General features: G+C 45.4%; 19 protein-coding genes and 1 riboswitch. Of the genes, 9 read left to right on the top strand and 10 right to left on the bottom strand.

The features are described from left to right. Nucleotides 1-9: 9 nt before the first annotated feature. From AC27EZ_RS03145 to AC27EZ_RS03165, 5 genes are all read right to left on the bottom strand, one after another. Nucleotides 10-1,629, bottom strand: a complete 1,620-nt coding sequence (locus tag AC27EZ_RS03145) for a methyl-accepting chemotaxis protein (protein ID WP_487133902.1) — start codon at nucleotides 1,627-1,629, stop codon at nucleotides 10-12. 158 nt (nucleotides 1,630-1,787) lie between these two features. Continuing rightward, nucleotides 1,788-2,969, bottom strand: a complete 1,182-nt coding sequence (locus AC27EZ_RS03150; protein WP_487133903.1) for a topoisomerase IV — start codon at nucleotides 2,967-2,969, stop codon at nucleotides 1,788-1,790. A gap of 30 nt (nucleotides 2,970-2,999) precedes the next feature. Continuing rightward, nucleotides 3,000-3,404, bottom strand: a complete 405-nt coding sequence (locus AC27EZ_RS03155; protein WP_487133904.1) for a type 2 periplasmic-binding domain-containing protein — start codon at nucleotides 3,402-3,404, stop codon at nucleotides 3,000-3,002. A gap of 555 nt (nucleotides 3,405-3,959) precedes the next feature. Next, the gene (locus AC27EZ_RS03160) at nucleotides 3,960-7,067 is read right to left on the bottom strand and encodes an efflux RND transporter permease subunit (RefSeq protein ID WP_487133905.1); all 3,108 of its coding nucleotides are present in this window, start codon (nucleotides 7,065-7,067) and stop codon (nucleotides 3,960-3,962) included. A gap of 3 nt (nucleotides 7,068-7,070) precedes the next feature. Then, nucleotides 7,071-8,132 (bottom strand): efflux RND transporter periplasmic adaptor subunit, encoded by a 1,062-nt coding sequence (locus AC27EZ_RS03165; RefSeq protein ID WP_487133906.1) that lies wholly within the window; start codon nucleotides 8,130-8,132, stop codon nucleotides 7,071-7,073. Between the two features lie 149 nt (nucleotides 8,133-8,281). On the opposite strand from AC27EZ_RS03165, the gene AC27EZ_RS03170 reads away from it, so the two are divergent. The 3 genes from AC27EZ_RS03170 to AC27EZ_RS03180 all read left to right on the top strand — a co-directional run bounded on the left by AC27EZ_RS03170 (nucleotide 8,282) and on the right by AC27EZ_RS03180 (nucleotide 10,887). Then, the gene (locus AC27EZ_RS03170) at nucleotides 8,282-8,812 is read left to right on the top strand and encodes an NUDIX hydrolase (protein WP_487133907.1); all 531 of its coding nucleotides are present in this window, start codon (nucleotides 8,282-8,284) and stop codon (nucleotides 8,810-8,812) included. A 73-nt stretch (nucleotides 8,813-8,885) separates the two neighbouring features. Next, the gene (locus AC27EZ_RS03175) at nucleotides 8,886-9,653 is read left to right on the top strand and encodes a class II aldolase/adducin family protein (protein ID WP_487133908.1); all 768 of its coding nucleotides are present in this window, start codon (nucleotides 8,886-8,888) and stop codon (nucleotides 9,651-9,653) included. 49 nt (nucleotides 9,654-9,702) lie between these two features. After that, on the top strand, nucleotides 9,703-10,887 hold the full coding sequence (locus AC27EZ_RS03180; protein WP_487133909.1) for a mandelate racemase/muconate lactonizing enzyme family protein: 1,185 nt from the start codon (nucleotides 9,703-9,705) through the stop codon (nucleotides 10,885-10,887). Between the two features lie 59 nt (nucleotides 10,888-10,946). Here the strand turns inward: AC27EZ_RS03180 and AC27EZ_RS03185 are convergent, their stop codons facing one another. Both AC27EZ_RS03185 and AC27EZ_RS03190 read right to left on the bottom strand, forming a co-directional pair. Next, nucleotides 10,947-11,816 (bottom strand): amidohydrolase family protein, encoded by an 870-nt coding sequence (locus AC27EZ_RS03185; protein WP_487133910.1) that lies wholly within the window; start codon nucleotides 11,814-11,816, stop codon nucleotides 10,947-10,949. An 8-nt stretch (nucleotides 11,817-11,824) separates the two neighbouring features. Then, nucleotides 11,825-12,574 carry an SDR family NAD(P)-dependent oxidoreductase gene (locus AC27EZ_RS03190; protein WP_487133911.1) on the bottom strand — a complete coding sequence of 250 codons (750 nt, stop codon included), beginning with the start codon at nucleotides 12,572-12,574 and terminating at the stop codon, nucleotides 11,825-11,827. A gap of 217 nt (nucleotides 12,575-12,791) precedes the next feature. On the opposite strand from AC27EZ_RS03190, the gene AC27EZ_RS03195 reads away from it, so the two are divergent. Further along, complete coding sequence (locus tag AC27EZ_RS03195) at nucleotides 12,792-14,552, top strand: acyl-CoA dehydrogenase family protein (RefSeq protein ID WP_487133912.1); 1,761 nt, start codon at nucleotides 12,792-12,794, stop codon at nucleotides 14,550-14,552. A gap of 90 nt (nucleotides 14,553-14,642) precedes the next feature. Here AC27EZ_RS03195 and AC27EZ_RS03200 read toward each other — a convergent pair whose 3' ends face one another. After that, complete coding sequence (locus tag AC27EZ_RS03200; RefSeq protein WP_487133913.1) at nucleotides 14,643-15,188, bottom strand: DUF3016 domain-containing protein; 546 nt, start codon at nucleotides 15,186-15,188, stop codon at nucleotides 14,643-14,645. Between the two features lie 94 nt (nucleotides 15,189-15,282). Further along, nucleotides 15,283-15,648 (bottom strand): hypothetical protein, encoded by a 366-nt coding sequence (locus AC27EZ_RS03205; protein ID WP_487133914.1) that lies wholly within the window; start codon nucleotides 15,646-15,648, stop codon nucleotides 15,283-15,285. Between the two features lie 342 nt (nucleotides 15,649-15,990). On the opposite strand from AC27EZ_RS03205, the gene ccoG reads away from it, so the two are divergent. The 5 genes from ccoG (at nucleotide 15,991) to AC27EZ_RS03230 (ending at nucleotide 22,260) form a co-directional block, all read left to right on the top strand. Then, a complete protein-coding gene (gene ccoG / locus AC27EZ_RS03210) occupies nucleotides 15,991-17,418 on the top strand; it encodes a cytochrome c oxidase accessory protein CcoG (protein ID WP_487133915.1) in 1,428 nt (475 codons plus the stop codon). Next, nucleotides 17,415-18,386 (top strand): serine/threonine protein kinase, encoded by a 972-nt coding sequence (locus AC27EZ_RS03215; protein ID WP_487133916.1) that lies wholly within the window; start codon nucleotides 17,415-17,417, stop codon nucleotides 18,384-18,386. Before ccoG ends, AC27EZ_RS03215 begins: the two co-directional genes overlap by 4 nt. A gap of 143 nt (nucleotides 18,387-18,529) precedes the next feature. Then, nucleotides 18,530-18,764: riboswitch (cobalamin riboswitch) on the top strand. Between the two features lie 54 nt (nucleotides 18,765-18,818). Next, complete coding sequence (locus AC27EZ_RS03220; protein ID WP_487133917.1) at nucleotides 18,819-20,741, top strand: TonB-dependent receptor plug domain-containing protein; 1,923 nt, start codon at nucleotides 18,819-18,821, stop codon at nucleotides 20,739-20,741. Nucleotides 20,742-20,929: 188 nt separating this feature from the next. Further along, on the top strand, nucleotides 20,930-21,562 hold the full coding sequence (locus AC27EZ_RS03225; protein ID WP_487133918.1) for a thiol:disulfide interchange protein DsbA/DsbL: 633 nt from the start codon (nucleotides 20,930-20,932) through the stop codon (nucleotides 21,560-21,562). 110 nt (nucleotides 21,563-21,672) lie between these two features. Beyond that, nucleotides 21,673-22,260 (top strand): HD domain-containing protein, encoded by a 588-nt coding sequence (locus tag AC27EZ_RS03230; RefSeq protein ID WP_487133919.1) that lies wholly within the window; start codon nucleotides 21,673-21,675, stop codon nucleotides 22,258-22,260. Nucleotides 22,261-22,291: 31 nt separating this feature from the next. Here the strand turns inward: AC27EZ_RS03230 and AC27EZ_RS03235 are convergent, their stop codons facing one another. Beyond that, nucleotides 22,292-23,614 (bottom strand): methyl-accepting chemotaxis protein, encoded by a 1,323-nt coding sequence (locus AC27EZ_RS03235; RefSeq protein ID WP_487133920.1) that lies wholly within the window; start codon nucleotides 23,612-23,614, stop codon nucleotides 22,292-22,294. Nucleotides 23,615-23,753: the final 139 nt, after the last annotated feature.

The following is a 23,753-nucleotide window of genomic DNA, read 5'->3' on the forward strand; positions in this document are numbered from 1 at the left end:
GCGGTGTACTTATACCCTAAACTGCTTAGCAATTGACTCTAAGTGTTGTGCTAAGTCGGCAAGCTCGTTACACATGGTACCCAACTCTCCAGACCGGCTCGCAGTCTGTTCGGTACGCTCGTGAATTTCATCGACGTGACGTACAATGTCTATCGCTACCGTACGCTGGTCTTCCGTATTATGCGCAATTTGTTCGTTCATTTGGTTGATACGCCCAATCGTACTGGTAATGGTTTCTAAGCTAACACCCGCTTTATTCGCCGTCTCGACGCTGCTACCCGCTTGCTCAGTTCCTCTCGCCATTACTTCAACCGCAGAATGCGCCGCATTTTGAAGTTGCTCAATTGTGCTTTGGATCTCTTCGGTCGATTGCTGCGTTCTAGAAGCGAGTGTACGTACCTCGTCAGCAACAACCGCGAACCCTCGACCTTGCTCACCAGCACGAGCCGCTTCAATCGCCGCATTCAGTGCAAGTAGGTTTGTTTGTTCAGCAATGCCTTTAATAACATCTAGCACCGAGCCTACTTTATTTGAGTCTGACTCTAAACGCGCGATAACATCTGCTGTTTCACGTACGTTATCAGCTAGCTGTTGAATACTCGATACCGTTTGCTGCACAATTTGACGACCTTCGCTTGCCGCGCTTGTCGCTTCGTTTGCGTCACCTGCCGCTTGCGCAGCACTGTGTGCAACACCGTCTACCGAACCGCTCATTGTATCAACTGCACGCTTTGCGTTGGTCGCAGATTGCTGTTGAACATCAATAGTACGTTGCGTTTCTTCGGTAAGACCCCGTAAATTTTGAGCGAGGTTTGAAAGTGGAAGACTTGCTTCTACTACATCCTTCACCACGCCTTGAAGCTTATCCATAAATTGGTTAAACCAATGTACTAGGTCACCAATTTCATCTTCACTGTTCGTAGCGATACGCACCGTCAAATCGCCGTTTTCTTGGGCGATGTCTTTTAATGAACGTACCACGTCATCTATACTTTTCTTGATTCCCTGAACGATAGGGATCGCAGTGGCAAATAAAACCAAACTTACGACAATTGTCATAAGCACACCCGTACTAATCAGCGAGGTGTTGGCCGTGTCAGTGCTTTCAAATGACTTCTCGAAAGCGGCCTGTTGCTCGTCCCTAAAGCGCGTCATCGCCGCGATCACCGCGTCGTATGAACTATTCATTTCAGATGAGAGCTGTCCTAGGCGGCTGAAGTCAGCAGTACCATTTACCATTGATTGCGATACATCAAAAGCAGTATCGAAATACGTGTCAAAACCGTCTGAAATTTTTGAAATATCACTACGAAATTCGGGGCTGATATTAGCAATACGATCTAACCCTGATTTTGCTTCACTCACTAAATCTTTGGCAGCTTGCAACGTATCTTGGTCACCCGTTGTTACCGCACTACTCAGTGTATCGCGCACTTTTTGCATTTCGACCAATGTAGACGCTGACAGTTGCAAAGCAGGAAACTGCACTTTTTGTACTTTTTCAAGAATATCGCCATTGTTTAATGCGGTGTATATGGTAATGAGCAAGTAGATAATAAAGCTCAGTGCCGCTATACCCGGTATTAAGAAGATTTTTGTCGCTATAGGCATTTTCTTCAAAAAATTCATCTGCAATCTCACTGTTACGTCGTTTCAATGGCGCTTGGACTAACGCTGTCCATAATGCGGCTCTATTATTATATATCTTCTAAATGTTGAAAAACTTTAGAAAAAATTCACGCTCAACATGCACGAAGAGCGTGAATAATGAGTAACGTAAACCCAACTTAGAATGTGTAATTTAAACCAACGCGAAGAAGCGTAGCGTCGTTAGCATCATTTAGTTGATCTGCATACCACGTTACATCAGCTTTTAATGCGAAGCCTGGTTCCACATCGTAACGTAGACCCGCAGTCACTGCGTCTACATCAAGTGCTTGCTGCGCAGCGATACCTGAAGCAATTTGGTATACACCGGCCCACGTTGCATCAGTAACCGCATCGCCTGTAGCGATAGTTGGTGGTAGCGCGCCCACTAAACCAAGTTGAGCAGCATTATCGCCTTCTTCACGCTCGTAAGTGATATGTGGAGTAAATTTACCAAAACGCATACCTGCTGTTACGTACCAAGCTTTGTTGTCTGCGATAACAGAACCATCAACCTCAGTTTGCGTATATTCAGCGCCAACGAACCAGTCGTATTTATCAATATCTACCGCTACTTCAAAAAACGTTCCAGTATCTTCATCTACACTAAAACCAGCTGCAGCTGTACTTGCAGAAGGGATGAATGCCCCAAATGCAGCGACGCCATCAATAAACGTATCGAACTCTTCGTTTGCTGCACTTGTCTTACCGCGCGCAACAAGTGTTCTTGCGCTAAACCAGTCTCGTGTTACTTCAAATGATACTGCTACGACATTTTCAAGTTCCAATGCTGCTGGCGTGCCAGAGATTGTAGTATCAGCCTGCACACGACCCGTTGTAAACTGCGCACCATACTCCCAATCACCAGAATAGTTTGAGTAGTCTATGCGAACACCGTCTATGTTGTTGAAGTCGATGCCGTAAACAGAATCTGGTGGTGTAAGCCAGTGGTAAGAATAACCTACATCTAGCGACGCTGAGTACTTGAACAATGGCATACGAAGACGACCTGCACTAATGCTTGTCGTATTGCTAAGTGCATAAGTCATATACGCCCATTCGAAGTCAGCGCTGTAGTCGTCACGACCACGACCCACAAGCTGCGCAGTCGCTGATAATTTGTCGCTTAATTCGCCACGAACCTGAAGACCGAATACACTGGCTGGGTCGAAGTTGAAGTCGCTGTCATAATCGTAGACAGATTCATTGTCATCTAGCGTCATACCGCCGATGAGGTTTGCGAATCCGTTGATTTGAACATCTGCAAAAGATGATGCAGACATTACACTGGCAATTGATAAAAGTGCTAATTTGGTTTTCATGCGTATTCCTTAAATTCTCTAAGCTAGTAGTTAAAATGTAGCCACAACACGAACGCTATCGTTCACTGCGCCAGCATCAACGTAACCAATTGCGCCAGGGTTACCCGCCACATCAGCAATAACAGCAGCATCGTCACCTAATGCTTTAGGTGGCTGCCCTTTTCCAGTGAACACTAGCTTAGACCAAAATGCGGTAAGTTGAGATGCCGACTTTTTCAGTACTTTGTCGTTAAACTCATCTGTCGCTGGCAACCCTTCGGCTAATGCAACAGGCGTTGCTTGTGTGCCACCAGGGAAGGCTTTTGCTTTATTTAAAAATAGACGGCTTATTGAATCTTTGTCCAATGCGTCACCATTACTTGGATGAACAATTACCGCGACATCGGCAACCGCCATGCTGCTGCATAATGTTGCAGCAAGTAACCATTTTTTCATTGTGTGTCCTCAAGAGTATTACGTTACTAGAGTAGGAGCTTTCAACACTCTCTTGTAATTTAATCACCGCTATCTTCGGCATTGCACCTTTATGGCGCAGCTGAAATACAACTGAGATAAGTATTAGCGAAGAACACTAATTTTGCCAATGCATCAGTTATATAGATTGCAGTTTTTAAAATTTCGAGCGTTTTAAACGTTTGAAAGCTGTAATAATGGCGTGCAGTTTAAGGAACTTGGGAAGATAAACAATTATACTAAAAGCCAATATTCAAACTTACGTTTGAAAATATATACATTTAAATATACCCCAACGGCAAAAAGAATAAATAACCAATACAAAACAATTGGTTAGAAAAAACCACCAACCCAGATGAGTTCAAAAAACGCTCAAAAAGGTATAAACAAAGATAAGTTATAAAGCGAAAATTTTGCGATAAGGGGCAGGAATTTCGTGCTAAATCGGACAAATAGGACAATATTGACCACGGTTTTGTCTAAAAAAAGGAAGCGCTAGGCTTCCTTTGATATTTACATTGTAAAGCTTGAGTCCTGCTATTCCTCTCCTTTCTTGTAAGGAATAGCACTATCCAGTCTTTCAATTTCATGGGTTCGCTGTAACGGTGAGCCAGTACTCCGCGCTAACCAGCTGTATGCTGTTGGCACAACATACAGGGTCATGAACGCTGACACTAATACGCCAGCAAAAATAACCATACCAATAACCATCCGACTTTCCGCCCCAGGCCCAGAGGCGAGTACTAGCGGCAATGAACTAAATACCGTGGTAAACCCGGTCATTACAATCGGTCTGAGCCTTTGCGTCGCCGCTCGTTTAAGCGCAGCTTCGAACTCCATCCCCGTATCCCGCAATTGGTTGGCAAACTCTACAATCAAAATACCATTTTTGGCTGCCAAGCCAATCAGCATTACCAGCCCTATTTGGCTGTAGATATTTAACGTCATGTCTGCGAAATACAATCCTATGAATGCCCCGACTAAAGCTAGCGGCACCGTTAACATAATAACAAGCGGGTGAATCCAACTTTCAAATTGCGCAGCTAAGATAAGATAGGTCACCGCGAGGGCTAACAGAAAGACATAAACAAAAGAGTTGCCAGCTTCTTGGTAAAGCTGCGACTCGCCCTTGTAGTCAATTGATACCGTATCGGGAAGCTCGGTTTGTACGATACTCTCCAAATCAGCTAGCGCCTCACCCAATGTAAATCCGTCTGCAAGGTTTGCTGAAATCGTAATGGCTCGCATTCTATTGTAACGATTAAGCGTAGATGACGTGGCTTGCTCAGAGAAAGACAGCAGGTTATCCATTGGGATCAGTTCGCCGGTTCTTGATGAACGAACATACAGGTTATCTATGCTGTTAGGGCTTCTGAAATCGTCTTCTATCCCCTCAATGATGACATCATACTCTTCGCCTCTATCTAAGAATGTAGATACGCGACGCTGACCTAACATGACCTCTAGTGTCCTGCCAATATCGCTAATCGACACACCCAGATCGGCTGCCCTATCTCTGTCGATATTCACGAGTAACTGGGGGGAGGTTTCTTTATAGTCAGAATCTAACCGCACAAAATTCGGATTTTCTGCCGCTTTATTCATGACAATATTTCGCCATTCGACTAAATTCTCGTAGGTATCCCCTTGTAAAACAAATTGAACCGGGCGACCAAATCCTCCTCCTGAAATACCGCTTCGCATAATTGCAAACGCTCTCACGTCGGGCACTTGGGTTAACTTGGCACTAATTTCATTCATTAGTTCGAACGTACTGAAGTCTCTTTCTTCCCAGTCAGCGGTACCGACAATAGCAATACCAGCATTTCCCCCAAACCCTGGCGTTCGTACTAATAACCTATTAATTTTGCCACTCTCGCGGTACGGCATAAGCACATTTTCAATTTGTTTCAGGTTTGATGCATTACTCTCAAAGCTTGCCCCTTCTTGGGCATTCATTAATATAAAGAAATTACCTCTGTCTTCTTTAGGTACGAATTCACTGGGGATTTTTTCTGAAAGTTGCACCGTTGCTACCACCGCAACGACAAGCAGCACAACCATTAAGAATGGTTGATGTAAGGTTTTTGCTAAACTATTAAAATAGCGTGACTCTATGCCACGAAACCCTTTATCCATCCAAGCACCAAAACCTGATGATCGCTCTCGCTTCTTCAAAATTTTTGATGCCATCATTGGTGAAAGCGTAAGCGCAGTAAAACTTGAAAATGCCACCGCCGCGGCGATAGCAAGGGCAAACTCAGTAAATAGTCTGCCTATGTTCCCTTCAAGAAACACCAGTGGCACGAACACAGATATAAGTACCAACGTGGTTGCAATAACAGCAAACCCGACTTCTCTTGCGCCGCGATAAGCGGCAAGGATTGGGGGCTCTCCCATTTCAATTCGACGATAAACATTTTCAAGTACAACAATGGCATCGTCGACCACTAAACCAATCGCTAACACCATCGCCAGTAACGTCAGTAAGTTAATAGAGAAACCCAAGATGTACATAACTATAAAGGCACCAATAAGCGATACTGGTACCGTTACCGCAGGAATTAAGGTTGCCCGAACATTGCCCAAAAAGACATAGATGACAATAACCACCATCAGCATAGCGATAGCCAATGTCTCATACACTTCATTGATTGAGGCTTCGATAAATACAGAAGAATCATAACTTGGCACAATGAAAATATTGTCTGGCAGGCTCTCTTCAATTTTAGCGATTTGCATTTTTGCGGCACGGGCAACGTCTAACGTGTTAGCTTTTGATTGCTTGATAATGCCCAAGCCAATCATATTAACGCCGTCCCCCCTGAATTCAGTTTCGTCGTCTTCTGCAGCAAGTTCGACATTGGCCAGTTCGCCTAAGCGGACTAAATACCCGTTATCGTCTACCGCAACGGTGAGCGCCGCAAAATCATCAGGGGTCAAGAAGGTCCGAGCAACCCTTACTTCAAAGTTTCTATCGGTCGACTCTACTTCTCCAGCCGGTAGCTCGACGTTCTCAGTACGAATAACATTTTCAATATCGGCCACCGTTATGCCGCGCGCCGCCATCGCATTTCTATCTAGAAACACTTTCATCGCGTAACGTCGACCACCGCCAATTTGAACCCGTGCAACCCCATCAACAATAGACAGACGGTCTACCAAAAAGCGCTCTGCGTAATCGGTAAGCTCCATCGTGTTTAAGTTCGTGCTTCGTAGGTTGTACCACACCACAGCACTTTCATCGGAGTTGGCTTTTGATACCTCCGGCGGATCGGCTTGATCTGGTAAATTGTTGAGTGCTCGGCTAACTCGCTCTCGTACGTCGTTTGCCGCTGCATCAATATCTCGAGTCAGTTTAAACTCAATCGTAATATCTGAACGGCCATTACGCGACGTTGAAGTAATATTTTTTATACCCTCAATGCCGCTTATTCTGTCCTCTAACAATTGGGTTATTCGGGTTTCAACAATATTCGCCGACGCGCCGGTATATGTTGTATTGACAGAGACGATAGGAGGATCAATATCGGGGTACTCTCTTAAAGAAAGCATAGAGACCGCAACGACACCAAAAATAATAAGGAGTAGGTTCGCAACCGTTGCAAAGACGGGACGCTTTACCGAAATATCCGAAAGCAACATACGCTATACTCCGTTACTTTCGCTAATGACTGAGACAGGAGATTGGTCGCGCACTCTCAGTGTTCCTTCGGTTATTACCGCGTCTCCTTCTTCTAAACCCGACACTATCTGTACTATGCCAGGGCGGCGTTCACCTAAGACCACTTCTCTTTCGTGGGCAACATTGTCTTTTACGACATAAATGAACTGTTTATCTTCAACCGGCACCAACGCTTTTTCAGGAATAACTAAGGTGTTCAACACCTTTTTTTCAACGACAATGGTTAACAACATACCCGGGCGAAGTTTGCTATTTTGGTTCTCAATGGTTGCTCGAACTTGAATAGCGCGGCTGATAGGGTCTAGCCTGGTATCAATATTTGAAATGACGCCATTGAACACTTCAGACGGATAGGCAACCGACGTCGCAGCAATGCTTTGCCCTTTCGCAAGGCTTGCCAACTGATTCTCTGCAACACTGAAATCGACCTTTACAATGCTTATATCATCTAATGTGGTAATAACATCGGCAGGGCGCACAAGTGAGCCTTTACTGACCTCGCGTACTCCCAGAAGCCCATTAAAAGGGGCGCGAATTTGCATGTCGTCAAGCTGAGCGAGCGCCACGTCTAGTTGTGCCTCTAATGCTTTCACCCGTGCTTGTTGTTCATCTAGAAGTTGTTCAGATGCGGCGCTTGACTGCCGTAAATCCGTAATACGCGAAAACTGACGTTTTGCCTCCGCAATGTTCGCTTTAAGCTCTTCTACTCGCGCGAGTTCTTCTTGGTTATTTAATTGAATAAGCACATCACCACTTTCTACACGGTCACCGTCATCAAAGTTTACCGACCGAATAGTTTCCGTCACTTGTGCGGTAATAGTCACCGACTCGTTTGCAATGGCTGTGCCTAGCGACTCGATAGTAATGGCTAAGGCCTGCTGACGAGCCACCGTCGTTTTAACCGGTGTTGCTTTAGCACTATATGCTTTACTTTCCTCTTCAGCGGGAAGGTTTAGGTAAACCACCACTGCAACCAACAAGACCACCGCTAACATCAGCGGAGAAAAACTCGAACGTGAAAACATAACCTTTCCTATTGGTAAAAGTACGCCGCGTGATACATTACCCGCGTTACGCTAACCTTTGGCGTTAAACGCAATAGCTGATGTGCTATCGTTAATTAGCCAAGGCTTTTTATTGTTTATTTTATATACGTAGTATTTTACCCTAACTAATGCATATCAATTTTCGCTTATCATTCATTTTGGTGGTTTTAACGCTTTTGGGCTGTGATAGTGAGCCCCCCTCACAACCTGCGTGCCGAAGCGCGCAGCAACTTGATGAATTTGTTTCTTCCACTTCTCGCGCTGCAGGGTGCGTTATCGCCACCGACGGTAAAATGCTTTTCGTCACACATCGATTATCTGGAAAGTTAGATATTCCGGGCGGCGGGCAAGATGACGATGAAGCATTAGCCTGTACCGCTCATCGCGAAACGTGGGAAGAGACAGGGTTTAATGTCGAAGTACGTCATGTCGTGGGCACAACGTCAAACGGTATGACGCTATTCTCCTGTCACCTTGATGCGGGTATTGCCAAGCTCCCTGATGCTTTCGCTCCCCCTCCATGGGGAAAGATAGAGATAAGTTCACTTCAAAAGCACGATCCCTTTTTACTTAGCCATGAAGCCCTTCGTTTTCCTGATGACCTTATTCCTTTTCGAGATGCTTTTATAGTGCAGGATGATATAAGCAAGAAGCATTAATGTGGCGAGAATTGTTGTGTGTTATTACGCGCTTTGGTAATTTCGTTAACCGTGTAACCTATGGAGACTCATCTTGTTTTCACTTCCTACAATAAGTCTAAAAGGCAAAGTCTCTGATGAAGAGTGGCAAACCCGCGTAGATTTAGCCGCCTGTTATCGTTTAGTGGCTGACATGCGATGGGGCGACCTTATTTATACGCACATTTCGGCAAAAGTCCCCGGCACCGATCATTACTTAGTCAATGCATTCGGGTTAACCTTTGACGAAGTCACCGCGTCTAACCTCGTTAAAGTGGATTTAGATGGCACTATTTTAGATGACACACCCTATGGCGTAAACCCGGCGGGGTTTACGATTCACAGTGCCATTCACGAAGTCCGTCACGATGCGCAATGTGTTATCCACCTGCACACGCTTGCAACCATATCGGTTGCCTCGGTCAAAGGTGGATTACGCCCATGGAGCCAATATTCGTTGTTCTCGCTGCCTTCACTGTCATACCACGGGTACGAAGGGCTTGCTGTAAATGAAAGCGAGAAAAAGCAATTACAGAGTGACTTGGGTGATACCAATCACATGCTACTCCCCAACCATGGGGGCTTGACACTTGGCCCCACCATTGGAGATGCATTCATGCGCTTTTATGATTTGCAGCGAGCCTGTGAAATTCAATTAGCGTTAATGCAGTCAAATGAAGACGTTATATCAATACCTCAACCGATTATTGACGGTATTTATGAACAAGCGAAGGTAGTCCATAGCGGTGAAACGGGCGGGCAAAAGGCGTGGCCTGCCATGCTGCGTAAAGCCTATAAACTCGACCCACATTTTTGTGAATAAGATGACCCGTGTTGCTACAGTCACATAATAACCAATTGAGAAAGCTCTTATGAAAGTAACCAAAGTTGAAATATTTGATATTGAATGCCCGAAGCGTCCTCAATGGAACCCGGTATTTGTGCGTGTTTATACCGATGAAGGTATCACGGGTGTTGGCGAAGCTGGTCTTGCCTATGACTGGGGCCACAGCGCCGCGGCCCATATGATTAAAGAAATTGCCGAAGCTATGCTTATTGGTTTTAACCCTTTTCACACTGAGTTATTGTGGTCACGTATGCTACGTGAAGGGTTTTGGGGATTAGGCGGTGGTCCGGTAATTTATGCCGCAATGAGCGCTATCGATACTGCCCTGTGGGATATCAAAGGAAAAGCCCTTGGTTTACCCGTTTATGAACTGTTAGGTGGGAAAACCAATGGCAAGTTACGTAGCTATGCTAGCCAACTTCAATTCGATTGGGACACTGAAGTCACCAAGCTTAACGACCCGGCGGATTATGCCAGAGCCACCGAGAAAGCATTAAAAGACGGCTATGATGCAGTAAAAGTCGACCCCATTGTTTATGACAAAGACGGCAATACTCACTTTGACAGAACGAAACTGTTCTCAAAACCAGAACTCAAATTATTTAAAGCGCGCTTGCAAGCGATTAGAGACACCATGGGTGATGACGGTGACATTATTTTTGAATGTCATAGTTTGCTTGGTGCCTCTACTGCCATTCAGCTTGGCAGTATTGTAGAAGAAATTGGATGCTTGTATTACGAAGAGCCCGTTAACTATTTAAATTCAAAGCTTCACGATAAAGTGGCAAAAAACGTAAATGTTCCAATCGCTGGAGGAGAGCGCCTGTACCATCGTTGGGATGTTCGCCCTTATTTAGAGGACCAGTCCATAGACGTTTTACAACCTGATGTAGGGTTATGCGGTGGCTTTACCGAAGCGAAAAAGGTCTGTGACTACGCCGATATTTACGACGTGCGCATTCAAGCTCATGTCTGTGGAGGCCCAGTTGCTACTGCCGCGAGCTTACATTTAGAAACGGCTATTCCCAATTTCTTAATTCACGAGCATCACACCTACGCAATTAAAGAGTGGAACCGTGAATTGTGCCTTCAAGATCCGCAGCCGGTTAATGGTTTCATTGAAGCGCCAGATACGCCTGGATTGGGTATAGACCTTAATGATGAAGTGGTTTACCGCTCACCGCACATGACAATTACTGAACTGAAATAGCGTTAACGGTAAATCAAAAGGCCGCGTACATACGCGGCCTTTTTGGTATCGCCACTACTTTATTCTATGTGATACCAGCGTAACGCATTGTGTGAGAACACCCTTTGTTGGCTATCGAGGGTCATGCCTTCAACAAGGGTTTCATAGAATCGCCACACATCCTGGTAGCTCATGCGCCATTGGCAAAGCGGAAAGTTACTTGCGAACATAAGCTTATTGTCGGCCACATGTTCAAGCATGTCATAGATAACACGGGACACCGCTTCACGCTGCCATCTTCTATCTCGCATTTCCCAACCTGACATCTTTATCGCCACACGCTCATGCAAGCCAAGCAATTGTATATGCTGCCGCCAACGCTGGAAACGCAAGGTATCGACTTTGCCACCAGAAAGTGGTGGTTCTCCAGCATGATTAATTACCACGCGTAGTGTAGGCGCATAGTCCAATACATTTAGTAGTGCCTTGACCGCCCTGCCATCGCTCACGTCAAACTGCGCATCAAAAGACAACTGCCTGTTCGCCATGGCATTTAGCGTATGTTTTGCTTTGGGGTGGGTTAATATTTCTTCGGCTTGTTCATCAAGGATATGACGAAGCCCTACCACAGAAGTAAGGTGATGCAAGGTATCTACGTGGCTTAACGCATCATTGGATAATAAGTCGATTGCCGCGACCGCTTTAAATGGCAGCGCGCAATGTGCGTTGAGGTAATGTATTTCGCGCCACGGCCTCGCATTGTCAAATCCTGCCTCAATATGCACAAAACCGCCCAACTGATGGCGACCCGCGCGACGTAAATCTATCTCACTAACAGGCACTGCGATTGCGTCTTTATCTTTCCAAAAAGGAGGATTGGCGCTTTTTAACCAATCGTAATGCCCTTGCGACAACGCAAAAAAATGGATGTGAGGGTCAATAAACGTCATAGGGCCACCTACTGTGCCGTGTAACCGCCATCTACGGCGTACAAGCTCCCTGTGATAAAACTGCTTTTATCATTGCACAAAAAGTAGGTAAGCTCTGCGACATCCTCAGGTTGACCTAAGCGCCCGATAGGCTGTGCGGCAGCTTCCTCGGCGACGACATCTTTCTTATCGACTCCGGCTTTAGCAACGTAGTTGTCTATTGCGTTATGAAAAAGCGGGGTCTCTATCGTGCCGGGGCACACGGCATTTGCCCGAATATTATAGGGGGCATAGTCTAACGCTGTGGTCTTTGCTATTGACCCTAGCGCAGATTTAGTCAACGCGTAGGCGAAAGAGTGTCGCTTCCCAATAAAAGACTGATCAGAGCCCATGACAACAATGGCACCTCCTTGCTGCGTTTTCATTGTCGGCAACGTCGCTTTTATTGCGGCATAAGCGCCTTTAACATTGAGGCTAAATATCGCATCTAACAACGCTTCATCAGTCTCTTCGATAGTGGCTGAAACATGCTTACCCGCATTGCAAACAAGTGCATCTACCCTGCCATACGTAGCAACAACATCGTCGATAGCCGCCGTAACATCAGAAACACGACTCACGTCGCAGGCCTTCCACTCACAACGCATTGGTGTGGCTTCAAAATCTCGTAAATCGAGATTCACCACATGATAGCCTTCCCGTGAAAACGTCTGACAAACGGCTAAACCAATGCCTAAGCTTCCCCCGGTCACGATACAAACAGGTGTGTTTTTTTCCACGTTTTCACCTTCATCAAATGCGCGCTGACATTGTGCTTTGTCGCAAGCAATTCAAAATAATGGCAATAGGATGCCAGTGAACCGACGAAAAGCAAAATACTGTTGGTATTATCACCTATATTTATTATTAAGTTTCCGTTAACGGGCTACTCTGAACATGCTTTTTAAGGCTATAATACGGAAAAATTAAAACACCCGTTTGAAAAAGGAGTCATCCATGCCTTTACATTATGCCCCTACCGCTGACTTTCAGTTTTTACTAAAAGAGTGGCTTGGACTTGATGCTCACTATGAAAAGCTAGGTATTAGCGACTTCGACAGTGATTTAGCTAACGAAATTATTGCACAAGGTGCAAGGTTTGCGCTTGATGTTGTTGCCCCTTTAAACCGCGAAGGCGATGAAGAAGGGTGTAAACTTGAGAATGGAAAAGTTACTACGCCAAAAGGGTTTGCTGACGCCTATCAAGAGTACGTTGCCAACGGCTGGAATGCGATGCTAGGTACCGCAGAGTACGATGGACAAGACTTGCCTTATACCATGGCGGTGCCAGTTCATGAAATGCTGAACGCAGCTAACCTTAGCTGGCGTTTAACGACCATGCTGACCGAGAGCGCGACATTAGCCGTTACCAAACACGCGAGTAAAGCACTGAAAGATAAATATCTTGCAAAGCTAATTAGCGGCGAATGGACAGGTACCATGAACCTGACTGAACCTCATGCGGGTACAGATCTTAGCTTACTTAATACAAAAGCCGAGCCGCAGGCTGACGGCAGCTATAAAGTAACCGGTAATAAAATCTTTATCACCGCTGGCGATCAAGACTGGAGCAGCAATGTTATCCACCTTGTGCTTGCACGCTTGCCTGATGCGCCAAAAGGCGTGAAAGGCATTAGCTTGTTCCTTGTACCTAAACTGCTGCTTGATGACAGCAACGAACCAGGCGAAGCAAATAGCCTGTCAGTAGGTAGTATCGAACACAAGATGGGAATAAAGGCGAGCCCGACCTGTGTCATGAACTTCGATGGTGCAACTGGATGGCTTGTGGGTGAAGAGAACCAAGGCTTGGCATGCATGTTTACTATGATGAACGACGCACGCTTCCAAGTTGGCCTTCAAGGTCTAGGGGCTGCTGAAGCGTCGTATCAAGGTGCACTTACCTACGCCCGTGAGCGTGTTCAATCTCGCGCGCCACAAGGTATACAAAACCCTGACGGAAAAGCCGATCCGATTGTGTTTCAACCTGATGTTGCCCGCATGTTGCTCACGCAGAAGTCTCAAATTGAAGGCTCTCGTGCATTGTCGCTTCTGTATGCTAAGTACATGGATATCGAAAAGCTCGGCACACAAGAAGAACAAGAGCACGCGGAAAAAGTGCTTCAATTCTTAACACCAATTTGTAAAGCCTACATGACCGATATGGGTCTTGAAACGACCAGTTTAGGCGTACAAGTGCTTGGTGGTCATGGCTTCATTCGTGAATGGGGTATGGAGCAGCTTATGCGTGACGTTCGTATCGCGATGCTTTACGAAGGAACCAATGGTATTCAAGCGCTTGATTTGATTGGTCGTAAACTGACTCGTGACGGCGGCCAGATGATGGAAGCAACGTATCAGGCGTTCATCGAATTGGTTAACGACATCAACGATGCTGACGCAAAACAAGCGGCACAAACAGTATTAGATGAATGGCATACCTCTTCTAAAGCATGTCTAGGCATGGACGGAACCACGGCTGCATCGGCAGCGAATGATTTCCTTGCCTACAGCGCCTATTCACTTCTAGGTGTGCTGTGGTATAGCATGGCGGACAAAGCCGAATCAGGAGATAATGCGGTATTAGCGTCGTCTAAGAAGAAAACGAGAGACTTCTTCATTGAGCGTATTATGCCTCGTCGTGACGCACATAAAGCAGCGTACACCGCGGGCCCTGACAGTACGCTTGCCGTTTCAGGCAGTGAATTTGACTACTTGTAAATAATAGCTAGAGCAGTAAAAACGCCGCGATGATAAATTATCATCGCGGCGTTTTTTTATGGCTGCATGTCAACCTACGCATTAACCGTATTAGCTATTAGGCTTCATAACATGTTCGGCGAAGGTATCATTAAACCAGGCATCTAACATCGCTTTTTCATAGGCTAAATTTTCGTTGGCTCGCCTACGTGTATGACTCTCTAGAAACGCCATATCTTTTAGTTTAACGTCATCTTCCTTTAGTACTTTGCTATTTTCGCCATTCAACGAATAGGTAAAGTTCATGCGGGGAATATCAACCCGTTGGATTAATCTTACGTCGTTACCTACGTTATTCCCCATACCGACAAACTGCGCTGGCCACACTTGCCCTGCCAGATCGAGGTTAGTTACTGTCATAGACAACACATAGTGTTCAGGCAATGATGACGCTAATTCATTAATATGCGCCTCTAACTCATTCAACGTCCGCTCACGAAAGCGCTTACGCGACTCATTAGAGGGCCTAACGTCGGTAAACGATTCTGGCTTTTCCCACGTAATCTTGACTTCTGCTGCAGATGTTCCGGACACATAAGTTCCAAGGAGAAGCAGCACAGCACTGCATGTTACTGTGCCCTTTTTTGACAATGACATAATGTTCCTCACTCTTTTCGCTGCGCGCACCACGCACACGGTGAACAATAGACGCTAGCCTATGATTAACGTGATGCTATCAAATCATCACATATCAATCAGTACGTCCTAACAAGGGAGATTGTTTAATAATAAGACAAAGCTGCGCTCTGCTGGTTCCCGTAAAGTTGGGATTAATGTCATTGCCATCGCAGTATTTCGTATTGAATCGTTTCAACGTACTTTTATTTTCCGTGATCGCCGACAAATAACTGTCCTGATAGGGTCTTAGTGGAGGAAGACGCTGCTTTACCGTCTCTCGCAGGGCCTCTAACTCGTTCTGTTCGGGCATTTCTGCAAGTGTCACGAACCACCCTGACACGACGCGTTGCGCATCAGAAAAAAGATATTGAACAAATGACGAACGCAAAACGATAATTAGCACCACGATTTCTGCGAATACAATAAAAGCCCGTAACATTTCCTTCCTTTACAAAACAAGACTGGTCGACGTTAAAGCATACTGCATTATCATTTATTAGATAATAACAATAACTATACCATGGTATCGAAAGCGTCAATTATCTTAACAATCACGTATAATTATAGACCCATTCACGCCTATTTCGTTCATTTTCACAGGCACGCTTGCCTCCCTATTCCTACACCAACTATTAAAAAACTTAATTTCTGAACTTTCAGTATTGACTGAAAGCCAAATAATTTAGATCATGCTTAACATTCTTGATCTAAATTAAACATGCGCATGTGCGTACTGTTATACTGCGCAGTAACAGCAGTTGTAGGTAGCTAAGGTAGTACTATGAATGAACAAATACCGGTAAAAAATGTCACGCCGGTTAAGGTCCATAAGCCAAAGCGCGAAGGGAAGCGACAAAGCGCAAGAAGTCGAATTTATGTGCGCGCTGTTAAAGGGCCTCTCGAGTCTTTTCGTCGTTTCTTCGGGCTCATTTTTCTTGGGTTGTTTGCTGCTATTCCGTGGATTCAATATAACGGGCAACAAGCGGTATTATTGGACATTATTGAACAGCGCTTTACTATTTTTGGCCTTACCTTATGGCCTCAAGACTTAACGCTCCTTGCCTATATTTTTATTGTTTCGGCCTTCGCGCTGTTTTTTGTCACCACATTCGCCGGCCGAGTATGGTGCGGTTTTATGTGCCCGCAAACCACTTGGGTTTATATCTATACGTGGTTTGAGGAAAAGATAGAAGGGCCAAGAAATAAGCGTATAAAGCTTGATGACCGCCCAATGGATGCCGATAAGTTTATAAGAAAAACGCTTAAACAAACGGCTTGGGTAAGTGTTGCTTTACTTACTGCATTAACATTTGTCGGCTATTTTACGCCCATTGGTACGCTTTTCATCGACTTCTTTACGTTTAATACCAGTTTCGCCGCAGGCTTCTCCGTTATCTTTTTCGCAGTTTGTACCTATGGAAATGCAGGGTATATGCGCGAAATTATGTGTACGCATATTTGCCCATATGCACGCTTCCAATCGGCTATGTTTGATAAAGACACTTTTACCGTGTCGTACAACGCAACACGTGGGGAAGCTCGGGGGCCTCGCCCAAGAAAGCTTAGTCACGAGCAAGTGAAAGAAAAAGGTTTGGGCGACTGTATTGACTGTAATTTATGCGTTCAAGTATGCCCAACAGGTATCGATATTAGAAATGGCTTGCAGTACGAATGCATCAACTGTGGGGCCTGCGTCGATGCATGTAATGGGGTCATGGAAAAGATGGACTACCCTAAGGGGCTGATTAGCTTTACGTCTGAAGAAGAGCTTTCAGGCGGCAAAACCCATATCATTCGCCCCAAATTAATCGGTTACTTTATTGTATTAGTGATTATGACGGGCCTGCTCGTGGCTAATATTTTATTTAGAAGCACGCTTGAAGTAGACATAATACGCGATCGTAATTCTCTTTATCGCGAGACAAACGAAGGCTTGATTGAAAATGTCTACACGATAAAAGTACTCAATAAATCTCAGCAAACGCGTACATACCAGATTAGTGTGAAAGGGCTACCCGACTATTCATATTATGGTGAACAAGAAGTGACGGTTGTTGGGGGCGAGCTGTACAGTACACCGATTTCGGTTGCAACCGACCCGTATAATCTGGAAGATGTGGTAACAGAAATTCAGATTAGCGTAACAACGACCACGCCAGACGGTGACGTTATTACGGTAGATGAGCCAACGAAGTTCCTATATCGATGACAGACTTTTCCTTTTCTGGGCTTAGCCCAGATACCATATTAGATGCCCTGGAAAGCCAGGGCATTTTTCTTGAAAGCGGTTTACTCGCGCTTAATAGTTACGAAAATCGGGTATATCAATTCTTAGCCGACGACACAAAACGCTACGTAGCCAAGTTTTATCGGCCAGGCCGTTGGAGCAACGAGCAAATTCAAGAAGAGCACGACTTTGCTCATGAACTCGCAGAAAATGAAATTCCCATCGTCGCGCCATTGGCCATCAACGGGAAAACACTGCATCAACACAATGACTATCGTTTTGCGGTATTTCCATCAGTAGGTGGCCGCCAGTTTGAAAACGACAATTTAGACCAGTTAGAGTGGATGGGACGCTTTATCGGGCGTATACACCGCGTTTCTCAAGCGACACCTTTTCGCACGCGTCCAGCAGTAGATGTAACAAGCTATCTTGATGAGCCCTTGCGCGTGCTTGAAAACAGCACCTTATTGCCAGAACATTTGAAAACCGCTTTTTTCGCCATCATGCACCCTGTTATTAAAAAAGCGACAAGCGCTTACTCCTGTTCTAATCCCATTCGCCTGCATGGTGATTGTCACCCCGGCAATATATTGTGGCGCGACGGGCCTACCTTCGTTGACTTAGATGACTGCCGAATGGGGCCAGCCATTCAAGATTTATGGATGATGTTAAGTGGCGATAGGCAGCAGCAACTAATACAGCTCGATACCCTTATCGAAGCTTATGAAGAGTTCCACCCTTTCGACACGAAACAGCTTTCTTTAATAGAACCGCTGCGAGCCATGCGAATGGTCCACTACATGGCGTGGCTATCTCGACGTTGGGAAGATCCCGCGTTTCCTCGCGCTTTCCCTTGGTTTGCAGAAGATAAATATTGGGAAGGCCAAATTTTATCACTGAAAGAACAAATGTCAGCCATGCAAGAGCCGCCGTTGAAACTCGGCTTTTAATTCCCTCGCACGGTTAACTACGTACATAATGTAAAGGCCTTAATGTAAAACGTGATGACTTGTCACGTTTTAGCATAAGGCCTTCCCTCGCTATTATTCAGTCACTTATATATACTTCTCGCCGCTTTGGTGCGTTGCAAGTGAATTTTTTGTCATTTTTATGGTGTGTTATGCCTGACTTGATTGAAAAAGCATGTCGCGATGTTAAACGGGAAATCAGTGAAATGCTGATGCTGCCCCCGCAACGGTAAACTCAATACACACGTGTGTATTATCTTTTAAACACCACTGCCGCACAGTGTCATTTTGCGGTGGGAAGGTAAAAGATCCATGTATTGGTGAGTGAGCCCGGATACCGGCCTAAGCCTTACGGTAGCTATGCTGCCATTCATTCACCCATGTACTCGGGCGGAGTACATTGCGAGAACTATCATGACAATACTCACAAAACGCTTTAATGCGGCCCTAGCCGTTACTACTTTATCCTGCCTGTTTAATCATGCAGCTGCGCAGCAACAAGACGTTGAAACCCTTACTGTTACAGGCTCACGCATACCCGTAAGCATTACAAAAATTCCTACGTCGATTTCAGTGTTAACAGAAGATGACATCAATGCATCTGGTGCCGTGCAATTAACTGAACTTATCAGAGGATTACCTGGTGTAAGCTTATCGCAGTCAGGCAGCCCTGGTGGTTTAACGGAAATGCGCGTCAGAGGCGGCGAGACCAATCACTTGCTAGTACTTATCGATGGCGTGATAGCGAACGATATTGGTCAAGGGAGTCTTATCGACTTAGCCCACCTTACTACTGCAAATGTCGTTCGAATTGAGCTGTTAAGAGGGCCACAAAGTGCTTTATGGGGCAGTGGTGCTATTGGTGGCGTGCTCAGCATAACCACACGAGCGGGCCAGCATGGCAACGACGATGCAGACGTAACGCTTTCGCTATCAGGCGGCACGCAAGATACCTTTCGCGGTAGCGTGAATTCGGCCTCGCAGTTCGACAATCTTGGCGTGAACGCGTATGCCAATTATTTTGTGACCGATGGCGATAATATATCCCGCATGGGAAGTGAAGACGATGGCTATGAAAACGTAACCGCAGGCGTTAATGCTAATTATTCAGTAACCGATGTTCACACGTTTATTGCGGCGCTTAGAACGGTAGCGTACAACAATGACTACGATGGAACCGATTTTGTCACTACTGGGTTGCCGACTGATGCGAATAACCGTACCGACGGCTCGCAACTAAGTACAAAATTACAATGGCGATATACACCATTGGAAAGTGATTATGCCTCTGTCATCGCTTTTCAATATAGAAAAGACGAAAATGACAATACGACCCAAGGAACAGATGCCGGTGGCACAACGGGCGAAAGACTGGAGTTAAACTGGACCAATACATTTAGCCTCGACCAGTGGAATATTGCTGCCGGTAGCGAATACCTGCAGCGTTTGTTTTCGCAGCGAGGGCCAGTTAACTTTGGCGACCCTAACCAAAAGCAACACGACAACACCCTCAGTATCTTTGGTGAAGCTTCTCGTCACTTATCTCAAACCTTGTTTACAACGCTTAGTGCTCGGCTTGATGACAATAGTGAGTTTAAAAACGCAACAACCTATCGTGCTGGTCTAACGTGGGATATATCCCCTAATGTCGCGCTATTTTCGAGTGTAGGTAAAGCGGTTAAAACCCCCACTTTCACCGAGCGGTTTGGCTTTTTCCCCGACAGCTTTGCCGGCAACCCCTCTCTTACTCCAGAAAAGAGTGAAGAGGTTGAATTAGGGTTACGAGGCAGTACACAAAACCTTAGCTGGCAAGTCAGTGCATATAACGCACGGCTAGAAAATGAAATAAATGGGTTTGTCTTCGCGCCAGATTTAGGTGTATTCACCGCCGACAATGTAGAAGGCGAAAGTAAACGTCGAGGCATAGATACAGAAATGACATGGTCGACGTCATGGGCGGCGTTCTCTGCAAGCTATAGCTACCTTGACGCCGAACAGCCTGACAACACCTCGTCTGCGACTGAACTACGCAGAGCTAGACATCAAGGCGCACTTACTGCCTCTTCGTCTCTCGGCATAGATAAGCTATCTGTTTATGCCAAGTTAGCGTATACGGGAACGCGTTTTGATACGTTTTTCCCACCGTTTCCTGAACCGTCACAAACAATAGCATTGTCAGCCTATACCTTAGCGACGTTTAACGTTCAGTATCAACTGACCGATGCGCTTTCTGTGGCATTGAAAGTTAATAATGCGTTTAATGCAGACTTTGAGGACATTATTGGTTACCAAGGGCAGGAGCGTCGTACCTTGCTTACGCTTGCTTATCAAATGTAACGAATAGGGTATAGCAAGCCCATCAATAATGGGCGTGCTATACCTGCTGAAATCACGTCACAAATGCAAAGCGTTACGCATTGATTCATGGGATTTTTTTGTACGCTGGTCGCGTACGCTAGTGAACAGCAAACGCCTGTGGTAACCTTCGTAATGATAACTATTATTCTTTTATAGGAACTTACTCAATGAAAAAGTTTGCAGTACTGTTTTTAATGGCGATGATGCTGCCGTTAAGCGCTTGTGCCCAAGAAGGCCCAATGAAATGGAAAGAAGGTACACATTACGTCGTCCTTGATGAAGAAGCGACAGATAAACCTGTAATTACTGAGTACTTTTCGTTTTGGTGCCCTCATTGCTTTAAATTTGAACCCATTGTTAAACAAATCAAACAGAAAATGGATTCAAATACCAAATTCAATAAAGTGCACGTAAACTTTATGCGTTTTGCTGGCCCTGATGTTCAAGATGCAGCTACAAAAGCCATGTTGATTGGCCGTGCAATGAAGCAAGAAGAAGCGATGAACGCTGCCATCTTCAACTATATTCACAAGCAACGAGCGACGATCACAAACCTTAACGACCTTCGTAATATTTTTGTTGTGAACGGCGCTGACGGTGAAGCGTTTGATAAACTTGCTAATAGCTTTGGCGTTAACAGCATGGTGAAAAAGAACCAACAAGCCATTGATGCGAACCGAGCTTACCTAACAGGTGTTCCAAGCTTTATTATTAATGGTAAGTATCAGCCTACGTTTACTGCTGAAATGACCTTTGATGATATTGCAGATCTAATCGTTTACTTGTCTGAGTTAAAGTAACAATACAGTATTGCCGCTTGTTGCAATGCTTTTTGCCAATGACACTAATGGGTGCCGACGCTAATCGGCGCCCATTTTTTTAAGCCATAGCCACCCATGAGAGATCACTTATGCTTGCTGTAGACTCCTTCAATGCCTTTATCTGCGAGCTAGATAAACTGAAAGCCGTAAGGCGACAGATTACGTTACCGTGTGATGGGCAACGTCAAGAGAACTCAGCTGAACATAGTTGGCATGTCGCGTTAATGGCAAGTATGTTAGGTCACTATGCCAATAAACCTATAAGCATAACTCGCGTTATTCAAATGATATTGATTCATGACGTTGTCGAGATAGATGCCGGAGATATGTTTGCGTTTAACGCACAGCATAATCATGATGCGCAAGCTGAAAAGGAAATCGAAGCGGCAAAACGAATTTTTGGACTACTGCCTGCCCCATTAGACCAACAATGGCTCAATTTGTGGCTTGAATTTGAAGACGCAACGACTCCTGACGCTGAGTTTGCTAAAGCCATGGACCGCGTGTTGCCTGTTTTTCAAAACATGAATGACCAAGGTGGCAGCTGGAAACGCCACGGTATTCGTCGGGAACAAATAGAAAAGCGTAATGCACATTTGAAGCAATGTGCACCCGCCCTGTGGGATTACGTTGGCCAACAACTTGATGTTGCCGTCGCCAATGGCTGGTTGAAGTAGCTCGCGACAGTATCGGGTTGTCAACACCTCACTAGAGGCGTTGTGCAAAATGCCCGATGGCTTGTACCACTTCATCAGAACCGCGCTGAATTTCATTCATTACTTCGCCCGATTCATTAGAGTAATCCAATGCATCTCTTGCGCGGGCCTGACTTGTTTCTATCAGTTGTACTGCGTTTTCAGTCAATTTCCTATTTTCTGTTACAACGCTAACAATTTCTTCGGTTGCACTACTGGTTCTTGAAGCAAGCTGCCTGACTTCATCAGCAACCACTGCAAAACCACGCCCTTGATCTCCTGCCCGCGCAGCCTCTATTGCTGCGTTAAGCGCTAACAGATTGGTTTGGTCTGCAATACCACTAATGCTTTTCACTAAATCTGCGACTTTTTGCGATTGTTCATCTAACTCTTTAATGCCCTGACTGGCCAAGCCCATTTGAGAAGACAACCCTTGCATAATCTCCAGGGTTTTCTTGACTACATCACTACCCTTCAGGGCCTGCTCACCGGTTTTTGTTGATGTGGTAAAAGCCACATTAGCAGCATCAGCAATGGCTTGTTCTCGCTGCATTTGCTCGGTTATCACCGTGGCAAATTTAACGACTTTATACAATTTCCCATTTTCATCACGTATAGGGTTATAAGATGCCTCTAACCAGACTTCACGGCCGTTACTATCGATACGCTGGTATCTACCGGAGAACATTTCCCCACTGGACAGATTTCTCCAGAACTCTTTGTACTCAGCACTGTCTGTGTAGTCTCGCTGGCAAAACATGCTGTGATGTTTTCCAATAATTTGAGCAGCTTGATAGCCCATTGCTTCTAGGAAGTTTTCATTGGCTTTTAATATGGTGCCTGAAAGGTCAAACTCGATGACCGCAGTTGAACGATGCAGCGCTGCCATCATGTCGTGCTGTTCTCTTGACGCTTTAATTTCAGAGGTTTGTTCAGCCATGTACAAGACGATGCGCTCTACTTGCCCATTAGCATTATCAATAGGGTGTAAAATCGCTCTTAGCCAGTGCTCGTCTCCTTTCGCGCCTGCAATGCGCACTTTCCCATGCCAATGCGCGCGTGACTGCACAGCGCTAAGCAATCCCTTTCCATCTTGCGTTGAAACATAATCTTCGTGAAGCAGCACAGGCACACGCTTTCCCTCAAGATCTTGCATGCTGTAATGCGTAAGCTTTTCAAAGCCTCGATTGCATGCGGTAATTCCACCGCTTGCGTTGAGTTCAAGAAACAACAGCTCATCTCGTAACTCTTTTTGAATAGTATGGAATGCCTCAAGCTCTTTTTTTAGCTGCTGATTTTCAGCTTCAAGTGCCTTTTTATTAGAAAATAGTCCCATTCTGGCTTTTACCTCACCCCTAAATTAACTGCTTATTTTTGTGGTATTACGCGCGCTTCACGTGTTAATCAGCGTTGTAACTATGTAGTAAATGTAGCAGAGGATTTGGATTACTCTAGGCCAAGGCTTGATATTTAAA

It is taken from the genome of Alteromonas sp. 4NH20-0056 (assembly GCF_057539655.1).